The 18,009-nt window shown below is 38.9% G+C and carries 15 protein-coding genes and 13 tRNA genes; 7 read left to right on the top strand and 21 right to left on the bottom strand.

Going from position 1 to position 18,009, the window contains the following annotated elements; all coding sequences use genetic code 11:
• Positions 1–128: 128 nt before the first annotated feature.
• The 3 genes from V7097_RS22435 (at position 129) to zupT (ending at position 2,576) form a co-directional block, all read left to right on the top strand.
• Entirely contained in the window at positions 129–1,070 is a 942-nt protein-coding gene (locus V7097_RS22435; RefSeq protein ID WP_335705850.1) for a metal ABC transporter substrate-binding protein, read from the top strand.
• A 326-nt stretch (positions 1,071–1,396) separates the two neighbouring features.
• Positions 1,397–1,558 carry a DUF1540 domain-containing protein gene (locus tag V7097_RS22430; RefSeq protein WP_335705915.1) on the top strand — a complete coding sequence of 54 codons (162 nt, stop codon included), beginning with the start codon at positions 1,397–1,399 and terminating at the stop codon, positions 1,556–1,558.
• Positions 1,559–1,766: 208 nt separating this feature from the next.
• Positions 1,767–2,576 carry a zinc transporter ZupT gene (gene zupT / locus V7097_RS22425; RefSeq protein ID WP_335705849.1) on the top strand — a complete coding sequence of 270 codons (810 nt, stop codon included), beginning with the start codon at positions 1,767–1,769 and terminating at the stop codon, positions 2,574–2,576.
• A 30-nt stretch (positions 2,577–2,606) separates the two neighbouring features.
• Here zupT and menC read toward each other — a convergent pair whose 3' ends face one another.
• The 6 genes from menC to V7097_RS22395 form a co-directional block, all read right to left on the bottom strand.
• Positions 2,607–3,713, bottom strand: coding sequence for an o-succinylbenzoate synthase (menC, locus tag V7097_RS22420; protein ID WP_335705914.1), 1,107 nt, complete (start codon positions 3,711–3,713; stop codon positions 2,607–2,609).
• On the bottom strand, positions 3,709–5,187 hold the full coding sequence (locus V7097_RS22415; RefSeq protein WP_335705848.1) for an o-succinylbenzoate--CoA ligase: 1,479 nt from the start codon (positions 5,185–5,187) through the stop codon (positions 3,709–3,711). The genes menC and V7097_RS22415 overlap by 5 nt, the downstream gene beginning before the upstream one ends.
• Positions 5,188–5,260: 73 nt before the next feature.
• The gene (gene menB / locus V7097_RS22410; RefSeq protein WP_335705847.1) at positions 5,261–6,082 is read right to left on the bottom strand and encodes a 1,4-dihydroxy-2-naphthoyl-CoA synthase; all 822 of its coding nucleotides are present in this window, start codon (positions 6,080–6,082) and stop codon (positions 5,261–5,263) included.
• A gap of 41 nt (positions 6,083–6,123) precedes the next feature.
• A complete protein-coding gene (gene menH / locus V7097_RS22405) occupies positions 6,124–6,942 on the bottom strand; it encodes a 2-succinyl-6-hydroxy-2,4-cyclohexadiene-1-carboxylate synthase (protein WP_335705846.1) in 819 nt (272 codons plus the stop codon).
• A gap of 2 nt (positions 6,943–6,944) precedes the next feature.
• Positions 6,945–8,693, bottom strand: coding sequence for a 2-succinyl-5-enolpyruvyl-6-hydroxy-3-cyclohexene-1-carboxylic-acid synthase (gene menD / locus V7097_RS22400; RefSeq protein ID WP_335705845.1), 1,749 nt, complete (start codon positions 8,691–8,693; stop codon positions 6,945–6,947).
• Positions 8,686–10,077 (bottom strand): isochorismate synthase, encoded by a 1,392-nt coding sequence (locus tag V7097_RS22395; protein WP_335705913.1) that lies wholly within the window; start codon positions 10,075–10,077, stop codon positions 8,686–8,688. Before V7097_RS22395 ends, menD begins: the two co-directional genes overlap by 8 nt.
• Before the next feature lie 348 nt (positions 10,078–10,425).
• On the opposite strand from V7097_RS22395, the gene V7097_RS22390 reads away from it, so the two are divergent.
• Entirely contained in the window at positions 10,426–11,361 is a 936-nt protein-coding gene (locus tag V7097_RS22390) for a 1,4-dihydroxy-2-naphthoate polyprenyltransferase (protein ID WP_335705844.1), read from the top strand.
• Between the two features lie 175 nt (positions 11,362–11,536).
• Here the strand turns inward: V7097_RS22390 and V7097_RS22385 are convergent, their stop codons facing one another.
• Positions 11,537–11,926: an iron chaperone gene (locus V7097_RS22385; RefSeq protein WP_335705843.1), complete on the bottom strand. Its 390-nt coding sequence runs from the start codon at positions 11,924–11,926 to the stop codon at positions 11,537–11,539.
• A 245-nt stretch (positions 11,927–12,171) separates the two neighbouring features.
• Here V7097_RS22385 and V7097_RS22380 point away from each other — a divergent pair, with 245 nt between their 5' ends.
• The gene (locus V7097_RS22380; RefSeq protein WP_335705842.1) at positions 12,172–12,924 is read left to right on the top strand and encodes a TraR/DksA C4-type zinc finger protein; all 753 of its coding nucleotides are present in this window, start codon (positions 12,172–12,174) and stop codon (positions 12,922–12,924) included.
• Positions 12,925–12,962: 38 nt separating this feature from the next.
• On the opposite strand, the gene V7097_RS22375 is transcribed toward V7097_RS22380, so the two are convergent.
• Positions 12,963–15,374 carry a penicillin acylase family protein gene (locus V7097_RS22375; protein WP_335705841.1) on the bottom strand — a complete coding sequence of 804 codons (2,412 nt, stop codon included), beginning with the start codon at positions 15,372–15,374 and terminating at the stop codon, positions 12,963–12,965.
• A gap of 189 nt (positions 15,375–15,563) precedes the next feature.
• Between V7097_RS22375 and V7097_RS22370 the strand changes: the two genes are divergently transcribed.
• On the top strand, positions 15,564–16,361 hold the full coding sequence (locus V7097_RS22370) for a TIGR00266 family protein (RefSeq protein WP_335705840.1): 798 nt from the start codon (positions 15,564–15,566) through the stop codon (positions 16,359–16,361).
• 47 nt (positions 16,362–16,408) lie between these two features.
• Positions 16,409–16,582 carry a hypothetical protein gene (locus V7097_RS22365; RefSeq protein WP_335705839.1) on the top strand — a complete coding sequence of 58 codons (174 nt, stop codon included), beginning with the start codon at positions 16,409–16,411 and terminating at the stop codon, positions 16,580–16,582.
• 96 nt (positions 16,583–16,678) lie between these two features.
• Here the strand turns inward: V7097_RS22365 and V7097_RS22360 are convergent.
• The 13 genes from V7097_RS22360 to V7097_RS22300 form a co-directional block, all read right to left on the bottom strand.
• Positions 16,679–16,750 (bottom strand) — tRNA-Glu (locus V7097_RS22360).
• 28 nt (positions 16,751–16,778) lie between these two features.
• Positions 16,779–16,869, bottom strand: a tRNA-Ser gene (locus tag V7097_RS22355).
• Between the two features lie 5 nt (positions 16,870–16,874).
• A tRNA-Asn gene (locus V7097_RS22350) sits at positions 16,875–16,949 on the bottom strand.
• 9 nt (positions 16,950–16,958) lie between these two features.
• A tRNA-Ile gene (locus tag V7097_RS22345) sits at positions 16,959–17,035 on the bottom strand.
• Positions 17,036–17,048: 13 nt separating this feature from the next.
• Positions 17,049–17,122: transfer RNA gene (locus V7097_RS22340), tRNA-Gly, on the bottom strand.
• A gap of 14 nt (positions 17,123–17,136) precedes the next feature.
• Positions 17,137–17,212 (bottom strand) — tRNA-His (locus V7097_RS22335).
• Positions 17,213–17,237: 25 nt separating this feature from the next.
• A tRNA-Phe gene (locus V7097_RS22330) sits at positions 17,238–17,310 on the bottom strand.
• Positions 17,311–17,318: 8 nt separating this feature from the next.
• A tRNA-Asp gene (locus V7097_RS22325) sits at positions 17,319–17,394 on the bottom strand.
• Between the two features lie 60 nt (positions 17,395–17,454).
• Positions 17,455–17,531, bottom strand: a tRNA-Met gene (locus V7097_RS22320).
• Between the two features lie 58 nt (positions 17,532–17,589).
• Positions 17,590–17,682 (bottom strand) — tRNA-Ser (locus V7097_RS22315).
• 19 nt (positions 17,683–17,701) lie between these two features.
• Positions 17,702–17,778 (bottom strand) — tRNA-Ile (locus V7097_RS22310).
• A 19-nt stretch (positions 17,779–17,797) separates the two neighbouring features.
• Positions 17,798–17,874 (bottom strand) — tRNA-Met (locus V7097_RS22305).
• 32 nt (positions 17,875–17,906) lie between these two features.
• A tRNA-Ala gene (locus tag V7097_RS22300) sits at positions 17,907–17,982 on the bottom strand.
• Between the last annotated feature and the right edge of the window lie 27 nt (positions 17,983–18,009).

The following is an 18,009-nucleotide window of genomic DNA, read 5'->3' as shown; positions in this document are numbered from 1 at the left end:
TTGGTTTCTACTAAAAAAGATAATCGCTTAACAGGAAAAAGTTTTTTGTTCTCAAATCGGAATAATTACGATATAATATGAAAGGATTTCAAACTGTTACCTTTGTGGTACTTGAAAGGAGACAATTCATGAAAAAAATAAGCGGATATTTTGTGCTCCTTTTATTAATCAGCATACTTTCGGCATGCGGAGCAGATCAAAAAAATTCAGCAAATGAAGAAGGAAAGCTAACGGTTTATACAACCGTATTCCCTTTAACAGATTTCGCACAAAAAATAGGTGGCGAAACTGTTTCGGTTAAAAGTGTATACCCACCAGGGTCAGACGCCCATTCATTTGAGCCAACACCTAGGGATATGACGGATATTGCGAGTGCAGATGCTTTTATATATACAGGTGTTGGTGTAGAGGGCTTTGTAACAAGTGCCCAAAAAACACTTAAAAACGAAAAAGTCTCATTAATAGAAGCAGGAGCAGGAATTGAGTTTTTACACACGGAAGACAATGACCATCACGATGATGAGCACCATCATGGTGATATCGATCCACATATTTGGTTAGACCCAATTTACTCCATTCAATTAGCCGAAAATATTAAAAATGCTTTAATCGAAATTAATCCTTCCGATAAAGAAATATACGAAGGTAATTTTAAGGAATTAAAAGAACAATTAGAAGCATTAAATAGAGAATTCATGGAAGTTACCAACTCCGCTACACAAAAAGAAATTTTAGTTGCCCACTCTGCCTATGGCTATTGGGAAGCACGTTATGGGATCAAGCAAATTAGTATCACCGGCTACTCCCCAACGAACGAGCCATCCCAAAAACAACTTAAAAACATTATTGATGTAGCAAAAGAGCACAATCTTAAATATATTCTATTTGAACAAAATATATCGTCAAAAATTGGCAAAACGGTTCAAAACGAAACCGGTACTGAAAGTTTAACCCTTCATAATTTAGAGGCCGTTACGAAAAAAGAAATCGAAAGCAACGAGGATTATTTTAGTTTAATGAGGAAAAATCTAGATACCTTGAAAAAGGCGTTAAAATCAAATACGCCATAGCGTATTTGCGCCCGATTTTTAGGACCACACGAGGTGGGTCATAAAGACGAAGACATCAGGATGTGGCGGTTTTAGACTTTGATCTTAACTGCCTCGTAAAATTTCCTTTGAAAAATCGTGGCATCCGCCGGAGGCTTTAGGCCAACACGATGTTGGTCACTCAGACGTTGCCACAGGATGTGGCGTTCTTAGTCTGAGTTCCTAAATTTCAGTCACTTCTGAATAAAGTTAAAACCATCTTTGGCATATGTTACTTGCATCTACACCACTTTTCATGGAGAAAATAAGGATGCTCGACGATATTCTTGAAAAAGAGGTGTAGTACATTGGCACAAGATGTATTATGTGAAGTGAATAATTGTCACTACTGGGCAAAAGGTAATAAATGTAGCGCTGACTCCATCTATGTTGTTAGCAGCACAGGCACAACAGCATCAGAACAAACTGAAACCGATTGTAAAACCTTCGTTCGGGAAGGCGAAATATAAAATATCTTTCCTTAGGCAGCTGACTACTCAGCTGTCTTTTTCTACATCGAAAAGCGTGTATATTCTTTCAACATGTCGAATTTTTCAAATTAAAATAATTGACAAAATAAAAAAATGAACATATGATATTTTTAAAAGTTGCACAAAGGAAACATTTATTCATGTAGACAAAAAAAGAATAAATATCAGCTTGAGAGGAGAATAAGCGATGTATGAAAATGTATTACTCGCTTTTGGCTTGACCCTATTTGCCGGTCTTGCAACCGGTATCGGAAGTTTAATATCCCTTTTCACATCCAGAACAAACACTAAATTTCTGTCATGGACACTCGGTTTCTCAGCAGGAGTCATGATTTATGTATCGATGGTTGAAATCTTCGTCAAAGCAAAAATTGCCCTAACATCTGAATTAGGGGATCAAATGGGAAACTGGATGACAGTGGCCGGCTTCTTTGGAGGAATGCTATTAATTGCGTTAATTGATAAATTTGTGCCTGAAAGCAGCAACCCCCACGAGGTCAAAAAAGTCGAGGATATGAATCTAGCCTCACCTAAAGCAGATGACGCTGCATTATTAAAAATGGGAACATTCACCGCACTAGCAATCGCGATTCATAATTTTCCTGAAGGCATTGCAACCTTTACCTCTGCGCTTCAAGACCCGGGGCTTGGAATCGCCATTGCAGTCGCTGTAGCCATTCACAATATACCTGAAGGCATTGCTGTTGCCGTACCGGTGTATTTTGCAACTGGGGATAAAAAAAGAGCCTTTAAGCTCTCTTTCCTTTCTGGTTTAGCTGAACCTGTTGGGGCGATCGTTGCATTCGTGATTTTAATGCCATTTTTAAATGAAGTGATGTTCGGTATTATTTTTGCTGCTGTAGCAGGAATAATGGTGTTTATTTCACTAGATGAATTGCTTCCTGCTTCAAAACGTTATGATAGTGGACATTTATCCATTTACGGATTAATTGCAGGCATGGCCGTCATGGCCCTAAGTTTATTATTATTTCTCTAATCATTGAGAATGTGCATTGCCGCATACATTCTAAAATTCCAATACTTTTTTCTGTTTTGTTATTTGATGAATCCAATCTCGATCTACTTGATATCCAATTCCAGGCTCATCAGGAACGGCAATGCAACCATTTTCAACCATTACTTCTGGAATGATGACATCCTTCGTCCAGTATCTTGATGATGCTGAAATATCTCCAGGAATCGTAAAATTAGAAAGGCTAGCTAAGGCAATATTATGGGCTCTTGAAATTCCGGTTTCAAGCATCCCTCCGCACCACACAGGAATATCATGTGATTGACAAAGATCATGAATCCTTATTGCCTCAGTAATACCGCCTACTCGCCCAATTTTTATATTGATTACGCGACAACTGCCCATTTCAATTGCCTTTCTTGCATCCTCAGCTGACGTAATACTTTCATCTAAACAAATCGGTGTTGAAAGCTCTCGTTGCAGCTTCGCATGGTCAAAGATATCATCTTCTGCTAATGGCTGTTCTATCATCATTAAATCAAACTCGTCTAAGTCTTGAAGTTTCTTAACACCCTTTAATGTATAAGAAGAATTAGCATCCACCATTAACGGCAATTTTGGGAACTCCCGTCTAATTTGTTTGAGAAGGTCATAATCCTGTCCAGGCTTGATTTTTATTTTGATCCGTTTATAGCCAGATTTCACATGCTCCTCCATTTTACTTAATACCCGTTCAATGGAATCAATGCTTACGACTACTCCTGAATCAATAGAATTTCTCGTGCCCCCCAAAGCTTTAGACAACGAGATTCCTTGTTTTCTTGAATATAAATCCCAAATTGCCATATCAAGACTTGCTTTAGCCATATTATTACGTTTTACAAATTGTAAGCTTTTCTGTAGTTGTGTTGGGTGTTCATACTCTTCTTTTATAATTTTCGGCACTAAATAGTCTTCTAGCATATGCCAACATGTTTTTATCGTCTCTTCGGTATACCAAGGTGACGAAAAAGCAACAACCTCTCCCCAACCAACAAAACCATCTACATCTTCCATTTCAACGAGAATACTCTCTCTTCTTTCAACCTTCCCCATGCTTGTTACAAATGGTGAAAGCAAGCTTTGTTCAACGAGATGAAGTGTTACCTTTTTTACCTTAATCATTGTTTTCATCCTTTAATAGCTCAATTAATTTACGGCGCAATAGCTTATTTGAGGCATTACGTGGAAGCCGATCGACAAAATAGATAGACTTTGGAACCTTATAACGGGCAAGCTTTTCATAACAAAAAGCAATAACTTCCGCTTCGGTTATATTGCTTCCTTCCTCTTTTCTAACAAAGGCAGCAGCCACCTGTCCCCATTCTTCATCATCCACGCCTGTTACTCCCGCTTCTAAAATGGCTGGATGTCCCAATAAAACCGCTTCAAGTTCAGCAGGATAAATATTCTCCCCCCCTGAAATTATCAAATCAGAGCGGCGATCCATCACAAAAAGGAAGCCTTCCTCATCTAAATAGCCAATGTCACCAGTGTACAGCCAACCATCTATAATGGAGGTCTTTGTAGCATCAGCCCGATTTAAATACCCTTTTGTAACATTAGGACCTTTTACGACAATTTCACCTACTTCATTTGGATTTGCTTGCGTTCCCTCTTTTTCAATTTTGACCTGTGCAGGAAAAAGTGGCTTACCCGCAGAACCAAGCTTAGAAATGCTATATTCAGGTGCCAATGTGACAACCTGTGATGCTGTTTCGGTCATCCCGTAGGTTTGGAACACAGGTATATTACGTGCTAGACAATTCTCTAATAATGGTTTTGGCGCTGGTCCTCCACCAAGTAGCATACCTCTAAAGCCACTAGGATAATTTTCCTTACCTAATGCATCTAACATTCGTGCTAGCATGACACTGACCAAAGACATAATGGTCACACCTTGTTTCATAATGGCATCGTTCGCCTTTTTCGGATCGAACCCTTCATGGATGACAGCTGGAATCCCGTAAATGACACTGCGATATAAAATCGATAACCCACTGATATGAAACATTGGAACGGTTAGTAACCAGCAATCGTCTTGGTGAAGCCCTAAATTCAAACTAGACCCAATCGCACTCCACCAATGGTTCCCATATGTATGAATAACACCTTTGGGATTTCCAGTCGTTCCAGATGTATACATAATGGTATCAGTTTGCTCCAATGAAAAATACTCTTGGATTTCGCAATCCTTCTCAGGAAATTGTTGTAGCTCATTAACCAACACTTTTTCGATTTTGATTTCATTTACCTTTTCAATTAAAGCATCTTCAGTTATAAGCATTGTCGTTCCAGAGTCGCTTACTTGAAACTCTAGCTCACTGCTGGTTAGTTTGTTGTTTAAGAGTACCGTTACCGCACCAATATATTTTAAAGCGTGAATAACCTCAACCATTTCTACACTGTTCTTCATGAGGATAGAGACAACATCCCCTTTTTGAACTCCTGCAAAAGTTAATTGATTTGTCTTTTTTGATACGTTTTTATGTAACGATAAAAATGAAATTTCTTCATTTTCGGTTTTAATGGCAATTCGATTAGGCGTTAAAAAAGCACGCTGCTTGAGCCAATTTGGTATTTCTGTTGAATTCATCTGTCTTAATCCCTTTCTGTAAAATGATGAAAAAACAGCTTGATGAGGTTCTCATCAAGCTGCAAGAAATGAATTAAGGAAAACGTGGGAATTGCTTAAAGTCTGGCTTACGCTTTTCTTTAAATGCGTCACGGCCTTCCTTCGCTTCCTCTGTTGTGTAATAAAGGAGTGTAGCATCGCCAGCCATCTGTTGAAGACCTGCTAAGCCGTCTGTATCAGCATTCATTGCTGCTTTTAAGAAACGAAGTGCTGTTGGGCTCATTGCAAGCATTTCTTCGCACCACTTAATTGTTTCTTCTTCAAGCTGTTCTAATGGAACAACTGTATTAACAAGCCCCATGTCTAATGCGTCTTGTGCATTATATTGACGACATAGGTACCAGATTTCACGTGCCTTTTTATGACCGATGATCCGTGCAAGATATCCAGATCCATAACCTGCATCAAAGCTTCCAACCTTCGGACCTGTTTGTCCAAAAATGGCATTATCCGCAGCAATCGTTAAGTCACAAACAACATGTAACACATGTCCTCCACCAATTGCATAACCTGAAACCATTGCAACAACTGGCTTTGGAATTACACGGATTAAACGTTGTAAATCAAGAACATTTAAACGTGGAATTTGATCATCACCAACATAACCACCATGTCCTCTAACCTTTTGGTCTCCACCAGAACAGAATGCTTCATCTCCTGCACCAGCAAGAACGATAACCCCAATGTTTGAATCATCTCTTGCATAAGCAAAAGCATCAATCATTTCTGACACTGTTTTCGGAGTAAATGCGTTCCTAACATGCGGACGGTTTATAGTGATTTTTGCAATGCCATTGTATGTTTCATATAAGATTTCATCATACTTACGTTCTGCAACCCATTCAACTGCAGCCATTAGCTTGTCCTCCTTTTATGTATGTTTGTATGTAAATTTGATCATAAAGGAAAATGATCAGAAACAAACTCAACTATTATTTTACCAAAAAAATGCGGTTGTTCCACATGAATTGCATGTCCCGCTTCTACTATTTTTTCCACTTTAACATTTTGAATGCTTGAACTCATTTCTTCTGCAATATTGCAAAACTTTGGATCAAGGTCGCCACAAAGCAATATTGTTGGGAACTTGATTTCGTTTAGCCTTTCCCAATATGAGGGTTGTACACCAGTACCCATCCCCCTTAAGCTGTTAGCTAAACCGACAGGATTGTTTTCAAGACGTTGTTTGCGAATTTCCAATTGCTTTTCTCTCGATAGCGCTTTTTGTGAAGAAAATAGAGGTATGTTCTCCCAATAATCAATGAATTTATTAATTCCCTCATGTTCAATTCGATCAGCTAACTTTTCATCGGATTTTCTTCGGACAGCACGTTCTTCTTCTGTTTTTAGCCCTGGTGAACTACTTTCTAAAATTAGGCTGGCAACTCTATTTGGATAAAGAATAGCAGTTGCCAACGCCACTCTACCTCCCATTGAATAGCCAGCAATATGGAAGGTTTGGAGTTCCAAGATATCTAATATATGAATAATATCATTAGCTACTATTTCAATTTGATATTTTGCAAAATCATCTGGACAATCTGATTCCCCATGCCCGATTAGATCGATAAGAACACATTTAAAATGTTGTTTTAGTATGTCAGTAGTTTGATTCCAAGTTGTCAAACTCCCTGTAAAACCATGGAGTAATACAATTGGTACACCCTCACCTACTATTTTCACATGATAGGTACTCCCATTAGACGAAATAAACATTTTTATTGTTCCCTTTTGAGTGTTCCGCTTATTTCCTGGGAAACATTATTCCACATTTTTCGATGAATCATGACATTCTCATGTCGGTCAGTTTTTACCTCAACAACATGCAATCCTTTTTCTTTAAAAGAGTCAGTGATAGCTTTACGGAACTCTTCCCAGTCCTTGATACTAGTAAATTTCCCACCATACATTTTAACTGCATGTTCGTAATCTAGGCCAATTGGAGTTCCAAAAAGGGTTTCAAAATGCTTTTCTTCCTGTGATTGTGGTAAGAAAGAAAAAATGCCGCCACCATCATTATTGATTAAAACGATTGTAATATTTAAGTGATGATGCTTTGCTGCCAATAATCCATTCAAATCGTGATAGAGGGATAGGTCGCCAATAACTAAAACGGTATGCTCATTTTGTGAACTGATTCCCATCGCTGTCGATACTAGTCCATCGATTCCGTTAGCACCGCGATTTCCTATAACATGGATCGACTTTTCATTATTCGTAAAGAAAGTGTCAAGATCACGTATTGGCATACTATTTCCGACAAATAAAGTTGAGCCTATTGGGAGAATTTCTTGAAGTTCAGTAAATACCTTTCCCTCAAATAAAGTCTCTTCTTTATGTATCGAATCTACTTTTTCTTTTACAAGCCTATTTATTCTTATCCAATCGTCCACCCAACTAGAATCATTTCGTTTCTCTGTTCGGCTAACAATCACATTACAAAATTCAATTTCATCGCAATACACCATATCCGTTGCTGATAAAGTTGGATCTCTCCAGCCTCCATCCCCATCAACAATGATTTGAGTTGTGTCCTTATGTTTTTGAACGTATTGAAGAAGTGCTTTTGAAACAGGCATCGCTCCAAAACGAATAATGATATCTGGCGAAAATGTATCACGTAATTCTTCATTTCGTAAGAAAGCATCGTATCCATCTACTATATGTAATTTCGGATGTGCACCACTTCTAAGTTGTGATAATGGGTCAGCCAGAATTGGAAACTGAAGTGTCTCTGCTAAACTTGCCACCGCATGTCCAAACTCTTCATCATAATGTGAACCACAAACAATAATCCCCTTCATTTTACTGCTAACTAATTCACTAATAAGCTGAACCTGCTCTTCATCCATTTTCGGTTTTCCAACGACAACATTTACATTTTTACGGTTGTTCTCTTTTGTTCCCCACAAGTTTTCTAAACTTAAGTTTGGCACAAGTGGTTCACGGAAAGGAAAATTCAAATGAACTGGACCCGCTGGTGCAGTTAAAGCTGTTCCAGCTGCCCTTCCTGCCATTGTTCGAACATAGGATAGCATTTGTTCTGAGTCTTCTGGTAGTGCCATTTCTACAAACCATTTCGCATGATTTCCATATAACTGGTTTTGATTAATAGCCTGCGGTGCCCCTACATCCCGTAATTCATGTGGTCGATCGGCTGTTAACACAATTAGCGGAACCCTTGAATAATACGCCTCCACAATTGCCGGAAAATAATTCGCTGCTGCTGTTCCAGAAGTACATAAAATGGCAACAGGTTTTTTCGTTGCTTTAGCGACTCCAAGTGCATAAAACGCAGATGAACGTTCATCAATATTGATTGTTACTCTCATATCAGGGTGTTCCGCCATTAAAATCGCCATCGGGGTGGAGCGTGAACCGGGGCTTACAACGGACTCAGTAACGCCCACACGTACTAATTCATCAATGAATGATGCTACATATCGAGTCAATGCTTGATTATTCATTGTCTAAGCCTCCTAATGCAGAAAGCATCGGTCTAAACTTAATCATCGTTTCTGTATATTCACTTTCTGGTTCGGAATCCCCTACAATTCCACAACCAGCAAATAAGGATGCATTGTTGCCATTGAGTAAACCAGAGCGAATGGCAACGGCAAATTCCCCATTATCATTTGTATCTAACCAACCTACCGGACTTCCGTACCAACCACGGTCAAGAATTTCAAGCTCACGTATAATTTCAAAAGCTTTTTGTTTAGGTTGACCTCCAAGGGCAGGTGTTGGGTGTAATCGATTCACAACAGTAAGCAGTGACACGTTCTCTTTTGCCACTCCTTTTACAGGTGTGTATAAATGCTGGATATCTCGCATTTTTAAAATACCCGGATGAGTTGGTGAAGAGATACTTGTGCAAGACTCTTTCATGGCATTTTTAATCATTTGGACGACGACGTCATGCTCGTGTAGATTTTTCCGATCACTTAGTATTTCATTTTCTAATTGCTCGTCCTCTGAAGGAGTCTTTCCACGGCGAATAGAGCCCGCCAGACAAGTGGTTAAGAATTCCTCTCCCTTTTTCTTTATAAGCCTTTCAGGAGATGCTCCGATAAAGCATGAATTTTTATATTCAATTGCAAATAAATAACTCATCGGTTGTTCTTCTTTTAGACGCGCCAAAACAGCATCTGCTTCAATTGGATTGTCAAAATGTAGTTTAATTTCTCTTGCTAATACAACCTTTTCAACCTCACCAGACTGTATCTTTTTTGTTGCATTGCGAACAGATTCCATCCATTCCTGTGGTTGAACTTCCTCTTTTGTGAAGGATGTGATATTTTGATATTTACGATTTTCCTCAAGCAGATCTTCCAATTTCTCCAAATCAGATTCAACGAAAGTTGTACCCGATGGTTCACAAATAATATTTGTTGTTAAATAAGTCCTTCCCTTATAAGAAGAAAGCATGATTGTAGGCAAGACAAATTTTGCATCATCGAAATGATCCCACAGCTCTGTTCTCTTCTTTAATGGATCAAATGAAAACCCTCCCATTAAAATAGGACCAGTAGAATACGGTGCAAATTCATCAACTATGATTGTATGTTGAACGAGTTTTTTCCACTTCTTTTCAATGGCTTCAAAGCGTTCCGTAGACTCATTATCACTAATTGTATAGGCTTCCCCAAGTCCAACTAGAACTGTATCATTTGTAGGATTTGACCAGAAACAACGCGTTTCAAAAGGTTTCCTTTTTCCAGCAGCAAAGAACAATAGGGGGTCTATGTTCTTGATTTCTTTTACCTGGCTTATAAGAACAGGCATAGAAAGCTCCTTTGAACGGTTTATTCCTTTCTCTATGTAATCTTTCAATCCTTTTTGGTGTATCATGACCAACTTTTATCCCCCCGAAATATATTCCATTATAATTTTATTTTGAAATAGTAGATGTTGATTATAGTATATCATTAACAATGAATGAATCCTTAATAAACATTCTGTATTATTTTTGTATAACTTTATTGTTGAAAAACTGCCTCTACGTTATACCTCACTACTAATGGTTGTCAACAAACTTGATTCTACCATATCTAACCATACACTGACCACTTTCTTCCTTATTATTAAGTTATTTGAGACATTGTCGCATTTGTAACTTTAATCCATTGACAGTACTTGTCCAATTCACTAAACTGTACTGTGGATATACATGAGCTTTGTCGTGAGAGGAGATGACTTATGCAAACAGAACTTCAGTCAAATCAGAAGCTTTCTAAAAAGCCTTCCAGTGGTTTTCAGGTATGGTGGAGACTCATGCGTCCTCATACACTTACTGCAGCATTTGTTCCAGTAATTTTAGGGACCGTTCTTGCACTATTAGAAACATCAATTAATATGGCTCTATTCTTAACAATGTTACTCGCTTGTTTGCTTATTCAAGCAGCAACTAATATGATAAATGAGTATTTCGATTACAAGCGCGGGCTTGATACTGCTGATTCAGTTGGAATTGGCGGTACAATTGTAAGAGATGGAGTAAAGCCAAAGGTTATTTTAAACCTAGCATTTACTTTCTTTGGAATAGCTACACTATTAGGTGTTTATATTTGTATGAATAGTAGCTGGTGGCTGGCATTAATTGGTACGATTTGTATGTCAGTTGGTTATTTATATACTGGAGGTCCACTTCCTATTTCATCTACACCTTTTGGAGAGCTAGCAGCTGGTTTCTTTATGGGCATGATTATTATTTTAATATCGTTTTTCATCCAAACGGGTACAGTTACGACTACAAGTGTTTTAATCTCGATTCCGATTATGATTCTTGTTGGTGCAATCAATATGTCAAACAATATTCGTGATTTGGATGGCGATAAAAAGAACGGACGTCGCACTTTACCGATCTTATTAGGAAGAGACAACGCGATTAAGTTTTTAGCAGGTCTGTTTATTATTTCATATATGTGGATCATTGTTTTAGCATTTATCGGGATTGCTTCATTTTGGAGCCTTCTTGTATTAGTGAGTATTCCAAAGGCTATTAAAGCAGTAACTGGATTTATTGGCAAATCAGAGCCAATTCAAATGATGCCAGCAATGAAGGCAACCGCCCAAACAAATACGTTTTTTGGATTCCTATTATCAATTGGAATCTTTATCAGTTATTTCTTTTAGGCTATTTTCTAAAAGATTGTTGCAATTGAATAAAAATTTAAGGCGTACCCAACGAATATTGGAGTACGCCATTTTTTACTTATTCCGGAGTTCCCTATCGTATAATGCTTCTGTCCAACCTCTATTTTCTTTATATTGGAAAAAAACGACTATCCTTTTTAAAGAAGTAATGAAATTATTTCTTCTTTTTTATTTTCCCTTCAGCCTTATTTTTGTTTTCATCAACTCTAAATTTTACGATTTTACTAATTAGTTCATAAGGGATAGGTTTACCTATAGGAAATTGCACTGCAGCTTTCGAGGTCTTATATCCCGATAATTCCTGTTTAAATTTATTAATTCCGCTTGGAGTTGGATAAAACCCTATATGGTTTTTAAATGCAGCAAAATGCACCAGATTTCCATGTAAAACAAACGTTGGCATTCCATAACTTATTTTTTCCTCAGCATTTGGCACTGATTCCTTGATAACCTTTCTTATTGTTTTTACTATTTCTTGAATCTCTTGAGGATATTGTAAAATATATTCGTCAATTGATTTCGGTATAATGGCTTGGTGTTCCATAGTATGACTCCTTTTCACAAATAAAGTTTTTACTGTATTTCAAAATTTCACAACCTAACATTGAATATACCTTTTCGACTACTTCTTTTTCATTTTATCAAAGTCTTTCCTTAACAACTCGATTTTACATCGTGTTTTTATCTATGTCTTCATACATGCACTTTTTTACATTTATGATTTTCGTGTTTATGTAAATAATACATAACAAGATTCGTTACGAAATCATTTTGGAAGGAGTGCTTACAATGTTATCAAATGAGCAATTATCAACCTTCCGTTCACAGTTGATAAACGCAAAAAAAGAGGTTAAAGAACAATTGGAAGATGGAGATCATTTTGACCTAGAGCAAAGTCATCATGAATCCGTAGGTGAACTCTCTTTATACGATAATCATCCTGGAGATCAAGGAACAGAATTATATGAACGAGAAAAAGACATTGCCTTAAATGAACATATCGAAAAAGAATTAAAAGACATTGAATACGCCTTACAAGCAATAGAAGAAGGAAGATACGGGAAATGTGAAAAATGTGGCAAGGACATACCACTAGATCGTCTTGATGCTATTCCAACGACTACGTATTGTGTTGAACATAGTCCTAATCAGGTCGTTTCCCATAATCGACCTATTGAGGAAGGCGTATTAATGCCACCATTTGGGAAGTTTGTTGATGAGGAAGACAATATATCCTTTGATGCAGAGGATTCCTGGCAGGATGTGGCAAGGTATGGAACATCTGAATCTCCTTCAGACCTTGCAGACCCCGTAGACAGCTATAATGAGGTGTACGTTGAATCTGATGAGAATGTGGGCTATGTTGAGGATTACGAGAACTTTGTTGCAACAGATATTGAAGGAAAAGAAATTATCATATATCCAAATAACCAACATGAACGATATGAAGAGGTGCTAGAGGAAGAAGGTATTATGACGATGTTCGGTGACCTTCCCCCCTATGAAAAGGAACCCTATACACAGGACGAAGCCGAGGATTAAGTTGAAAAGCAGTGGAATCATATCCACTGCTTTTCATGTTACTTAGCTGGTTGTAAAACAAGCGTATAGCTATTATTCTTATACTTCACTTTATCGGTATAGGTAATATGGTAATTACCTGTTGTCCAATCAGATATTTGGTCATGATAAAAAGAACTTAATACATGGCCAGATTGACCTGGACCAACGACATTATAACTTTCATTCATGTTTGATAAATCAATGACAGATCTCCAAGCCGCTCCGTGGGTAATTGCACCTGAATTATGATCAAAGCTTGCAGCTGCAACTGTTATCCCACTCCCTCCCATAGAAACAGCTTCATTATTATTAAATAAATAGTTTAACGGTGAAATTGCAGATAATGGATGATTAAATGGTACCTTATGAAATTTACCCCATGACCATTTACTTGGATTATCCCCTTGTTTTTCAGCAGCAAAATCGACAGCTCTTTTAAGAGACTCAACTGTCACCTGATCTAAACCTCCTGCCTCGGATATCCAAATGCCTTCATGTCCATTTTTTGCATCTCGAATCATTTGGTCTACGATTTGAGATTTTCCTTCAAACAAATTATCAATTTCCTTTGGAATGGATTCCTCAAACAGCACATTTGCAAATTCCTCCATCCATTGATGAAAGACGAATGGCTCTCCATCTTCTATTCGGTCAACAAAATCCCAGTCCTTAAACTCCTTTATCACAGTTTTATCAATTTTTCTTAGCTGGTCTTCATTGTTCGATAATGCATCTAGGAAAATTGGCACAAACTCCTCAGCCTGTAAATTATGTTGATCAAATTGAAGTTTGAGCATATCATCTACTGAAAATACTTCCTTACTAGATAAAACATCTTGAATGCGTTGCTGGCGATAAGGCTGTGCCCACGTATTTGTTATATGGTATGGATATTCCTCCGGAGCAATTTTATTATTTGCGGTAGAGATAAAACCTTCCTTTGGGTTCAATATGGTAGGGAGTTCTTCCCAAGGAATATATCCCTCCCACTCGTATTCATCCGTCCATCCTGGAACTGGGACAGAACTATCCCCATTTTTTCGAATCGGGATTTGCCCATTTGCTCGATAGGCTATCGTTCCATCTGAAGCAGCATAAACAAAGTTTTGAGCAGGCGTATGGAAAAATGTAAGTGCTTCTTTAAACTCATCCCAATCTCTCGCTTTGTTAAACATCAACACGGCCTCTAACTCAGTCGACGGATCAAGTGCAGTCCATCTTAATGCTAAAGCTGTTTCCTCCTTGTGATCATGGGTAAATTCAGAAATAATTGGACCATGTCTTGTAACCTGAACCTGATATGCCAATGTCTCCTCATCCTTTACCTTAATCGGCTCCTCGATGATGGTTGCATCTTCCCATTGCCCCATATACTCGAACTGATTTGCATTAGTAGGATTCCTTCTTTCAATATATAAATCCTGGACATCAGGGCCCACATTTGTAACTCCCCAAGCAATATGTTCATTGCGACCTAATATGATTCCTGGGACTCCAGCAAAAATAACACCACTAACGTTAACTTCATCATTTTGCAAATGAGTTTCATACCAAATCGATGGAGTCGCTAATGCTAGATGTGGATCATCCGCTAGAATAGGCATACCAGATTCTGATTTCTCACCACTAACAACCCAGTTATTACTTCCATTAAACTCATTCGGAAAGGGAGCAGTTGCTATACTTTTTGAAATATCAATTGGATGTTCTTTCATTGCTTGAATGACAGTAGCTCCATCTTCAGGATATGTGGGGAAGAATTCTAGTAATTTTTCCTCTGAAACATGCTGGGCCATATAGTAACGAAATGCCTGCCCTTTATAATGTCCCCCTAAATCATAAGCCATGTATTTTCCTATCGTAAGAGAATCAATTGGACTCCATTCAGTAGGCTCATATCCTGCCAGTGTAAACTCTACCGGCAATGTATTCTTCTCCTTTGCTTCCTTTATAAAAGCATTTACCCCATCGGCATAAGACTGAAGAACAGCCTTTGCTTCGTCTGAATATCCATCATAAGAGACTTTAGCAGCCCTTCTTAAACCAAGTGTTCTAAAATATTTATCTTGTTCCACTAAAGGGGCACCTATTACTTCACTTAACTCTCCGGAAGCCTGTCTTCTGCTTAAATCCATTTGAAATAATCGATCCTGTGCCGTAACATACCCTTGAGCGAAATATAAATCATGCCTATTTTTTGCAACAATATGTGGAACCCCATTTTGATCCCGAATGACTTCAACCTCTTCGGTAATACCCTCAACTGAAATATTCCCCTCAATAACCGGTAAACTTTTTCTCAAAAATAAATAGCCTGCTACAATAATTGACACAAGAAAGAGGATGATTATAATTCCTGTTAGTAAAACAACTCTCCAACGTTTCTTCCTCGGCCATATCCGCCTTTTAACAACGACTTCCGAACTCATATAATCCTCCTTCAAACGAATTATTTTAAGAAAATTCTAAATATATTATAATAGTCCTACTAAAATTTGTCATTGAAATCTCTTAGTAGAATTAACATTTTTTTCTTTCTCTTAGTAACGTTAAAGGGAAGATACTAATAAATGACGAATTACTTCTTTGTATATATTCCTATGGAAAGGAAGAAAGAAATGAATGCACATGAAATCGAGTATAAACTTTACGGAGACGACATGCAGTTTGTTGAAATCGAATTAGACCCAAGCGAAAGCGTCATTGCGGAAGCAGGGGCCATGATGATGATGGAGGATGGCATTTCGATGGAAACGATATTTGGAGACGGTGCTGGCTCTGCTGGTGGAGGTCTTCTAGGAAAACTATTAGGAGCAGGTAAAAGGGTTCTAACCGGAGAAAGTCTTTTTATGACGGTCTTTACAAATAGCAATATGGGAAAAAAACATGTTTCCTTTGCTGCACCCTATCCTGGGAAAATCATTCCTATTGATTTAAGCATGCTAGGAGGCAAAGTCATTTGTCAAAAAGATGCCTTTTTATGTGCAGCAAAAGGGGTATCGGTTGGCATTGATTTTCAACGAAAATTAGGTACTGGCTTCTTTGGTGGGGAGGGTTTCATCATGCAGAAATTAGAAGGAGATGGCCTAGCATTTTTACATGCAGGCGGTACCATACATAAAAAAGAGCTCCATCCTGGTGAGATCCTAAGAATCGATACAGGCTGTTTAGTGGGGATGACAAGGGATGTCAATTATAACATTGAGTATGTAGGAAAAATTAAAACTGCTTTTTTTGGTGGTGAAGGTCTATTCTACGCAACCGTAAGAGGCCCTGGAACAGTATGGGTACAGTCATTACCATTCAGTCGCCTTGCGGACCGAATCTTTGCGAGTGCGCCTAAGAATGGTGGCAGCACCGGTGAAGGAAGTATACTAGGAGGAATCGGGAATTTATTAAATGGTGATAACAGATAGAATAATTAAAGTCATAACTGGGAGGATAAGAAGTGGAGGTGTAGAAAATGAAACGTAAAGATGATATAAAAAGCAAACCAGATGTACCCCTATTTGATGCGCCAGACGATAAAATCCTTGCTTTTGATATGTTTCGCGGAATATCCCCCGGTATCTTTTCTGATGTGGATTTAGACAACCCAGCACAAAAAATTGATGAAGATATCATCCCTCAAGATTAGTACACCTGGAAACAGGTGTTTTTCTTTTTGACTGGGGGGAATATACAAAAAATCTAGACAAATAAAAACGCCATGAGAAATTCTCATAGCGCTTGATGACCCGTACGGGATTCGAACCCGTGTTACCGCCGTGAAAGGGCGGTGTCTTAACCGCTTGACCAACGGGCCAGAATATATTATATATTTAAAATCGTTATGGCGGAGAAGGAGGGATTTGAACCCTCGCGCCGCTTACGCGACCTACACCCTTAGCAGGGGCGCCTCTTCAGCCACTTGAGTACTTCCCCAAATATGGCTCCGCAGGTAGGATTCGAACCTACGACCGATCGGTTAACAGCCGATAGCTCTACCACTGAGCTACTGCGGAATAGTAATATGGTGGGCCTAAATGGACTCGAACCATCGACCTCACGCTTATCAGGCGTGCGCTCTAACCAGCTGAGCTATAGGCCCATTAAGTAAAAATTGGAGCGGGTGATGAGAATCGAACTCACGACATCAGCTTGGAAGGCTGAGGTTTTACCATTAAACTACACCCGCAAATTGAAATTTTATGGGGCGGCTGATGGGAATCGAACCCACGAATGTCGGAACCACAATCCGATGCGTTAACCACTTCGCCACAACCGCCATTAATTTTTGGAAAATAATAAGGTGGCTCAGGACGGAATCGAACCGCCGACACAAGGATTTTCAGTCCTTTGCTCTACCGACTGAGCTACTGAGCCACAACATATGGCGGTCCCGACCGGGATCGAACCGGCGATCTCCTGCGTGACAGGCAGGCATGTTAACCGCTACACCACGGGACCATTATTTTTAACACAAATATTATCTTACTATAACATTTTACTTTAGTCAACAACTTTTTTTGGTTGCGGGGGCAGGATTTGAACCTACGACCTTCGGGTTATGAGCCCGACGAGCTACCAGACTGCTCCACCCCGCGATAATAGAATATATATAGTTTTGTCATGTGCCATATCTAACTAATTTTAATAAAAATATGGCGGAGGAAGAGGGATTCGAACCCCCGCGGGCTTTAACACCCCTGTCGGTTTTCAAGACCGATCCCTTCAGCCGGACTTGGGTATTCCTCCACATATAAGAAGTTGTAAATGGTGGACCTTGTAGGACTCGAACCTACGACCGGACGGTTATGAGCCGTCTGCTCTAACCAGCTGAGCTAAAGGTCCTAAAGTCTTTAAATTTAATTGGTAGCGGCGGAGGGGATCGAACCCCCGACCTCACGGGTATGAACCGTACGCTCTAGCCAGCTGAGCTACACCGCCATGGTTAAATATAATTACTTTTTTAAAATCATTGGTGGAGCCTAGCGGGATCGAACCGCTGACCTCCTGCGTGCAAGGCAGGCGCTCTCCCAGCTGAGCTAAGGCCCCAAATTTTCAAATGGTCGGGAAGACAGG

Source organism: Bacillus sp. JJ1562 (assembly GCF_036962705.1).
GTDB lineage: Bacteria > Bacillota > Bacilli > Bacillales > Bacillaceae_L > Ferdinandcohnia.
This window is presented reverse-complemented; position numbering and strand designations above follow the sequence as displayed.

Bases quoted from the DNA above. Each gene is read 5' to 3' on its own strand.
- menH (WP_335705846.1), bottom strand. From the start codon at position 6,942: ATGTTTATTTCGTCTAATGGGAGTACCTATCATGTGAAAATAGTAGGT.
- V7097_RS22365 (WP_335705839.1), top strand. From the start codon at position 16,409: ATGAAACGTAAAGATGATATAAAAAGCAAACCAGATGTACCCCTATTT.
- V7097_RS22395 (WP_335705913.1), bottom strand. From the start codon at position 10,077: ATGATACACCAAAAAGGATTGAAAGATTACATAGAGAAAGGAATAAAC.
- V7097_RS22385 (WP_335705843.1), bottom strand. From the start codon at position 11,926: ATGGAACACCAAGCCATTATACCGAAATCAATTGACGAATATATTTTA.
- menB (WP_335705847.1), bottom strand. From the start codon at position 6,082: ATGGCTGCAGTTGAATGGGTTGCAGAACGTAAGTATGATGAAATCTTA.
- V7097_RS22370 (WP_335705840.1), top strand. From the start codon at position 15,564: ATGAATGCACATGAAATCGAGTATAAACTTTACGGAGACGACATGCAG.
- zupT (WP_335705849.1), top strand. From the start codon at position 1,767: ATGTATGAAAATGTATTACTCGCTTTTGGCTTGACCCTATTTGCCGGT.
- menD (WP_335705845.1), bottom strand. From the start codon at position 8,693: ATGAATAATCAAGCATTGACTCGATATGTAGCATCATTCATTGATGAA.
- V7097_RS22375 (WP_335705841.1), bottom strand. From the start codon at position 15,374: ATGAGTTCGGAAGTCGTTGTTAAAAGGCGGATATGGCCGAGGAAGAAA.
- V7097_RS22435 (WP_335705850.1), top strand. From the start codon at position 129: ATGAAAAAAATAAGCGGATATTTTGTGCTCCTTTTATTAATCAGCATA.
- V7097_RS22390 (WP_335705844.1), top strand. From the start codon at position 10,426: ATGCAAACAGAACTTCAGTCAAATCAGAAGCTTTCTAAAAAGCCTTCC.
- V7097_RS22380 (WP_335705842.1), top strand. From the start codon at position 12,172: ATGTTATCAAATGAGCAATTATCAACCTTCCGTTCACAGTTGATAAAC.
- V7097_RS22415 (WP_335705848.1), bottom strand. From the start codon at position 5,187: ATGAATTCAACAGAAATACCAAATTGGCTCAAGCAGCGTGCTTTTTTA.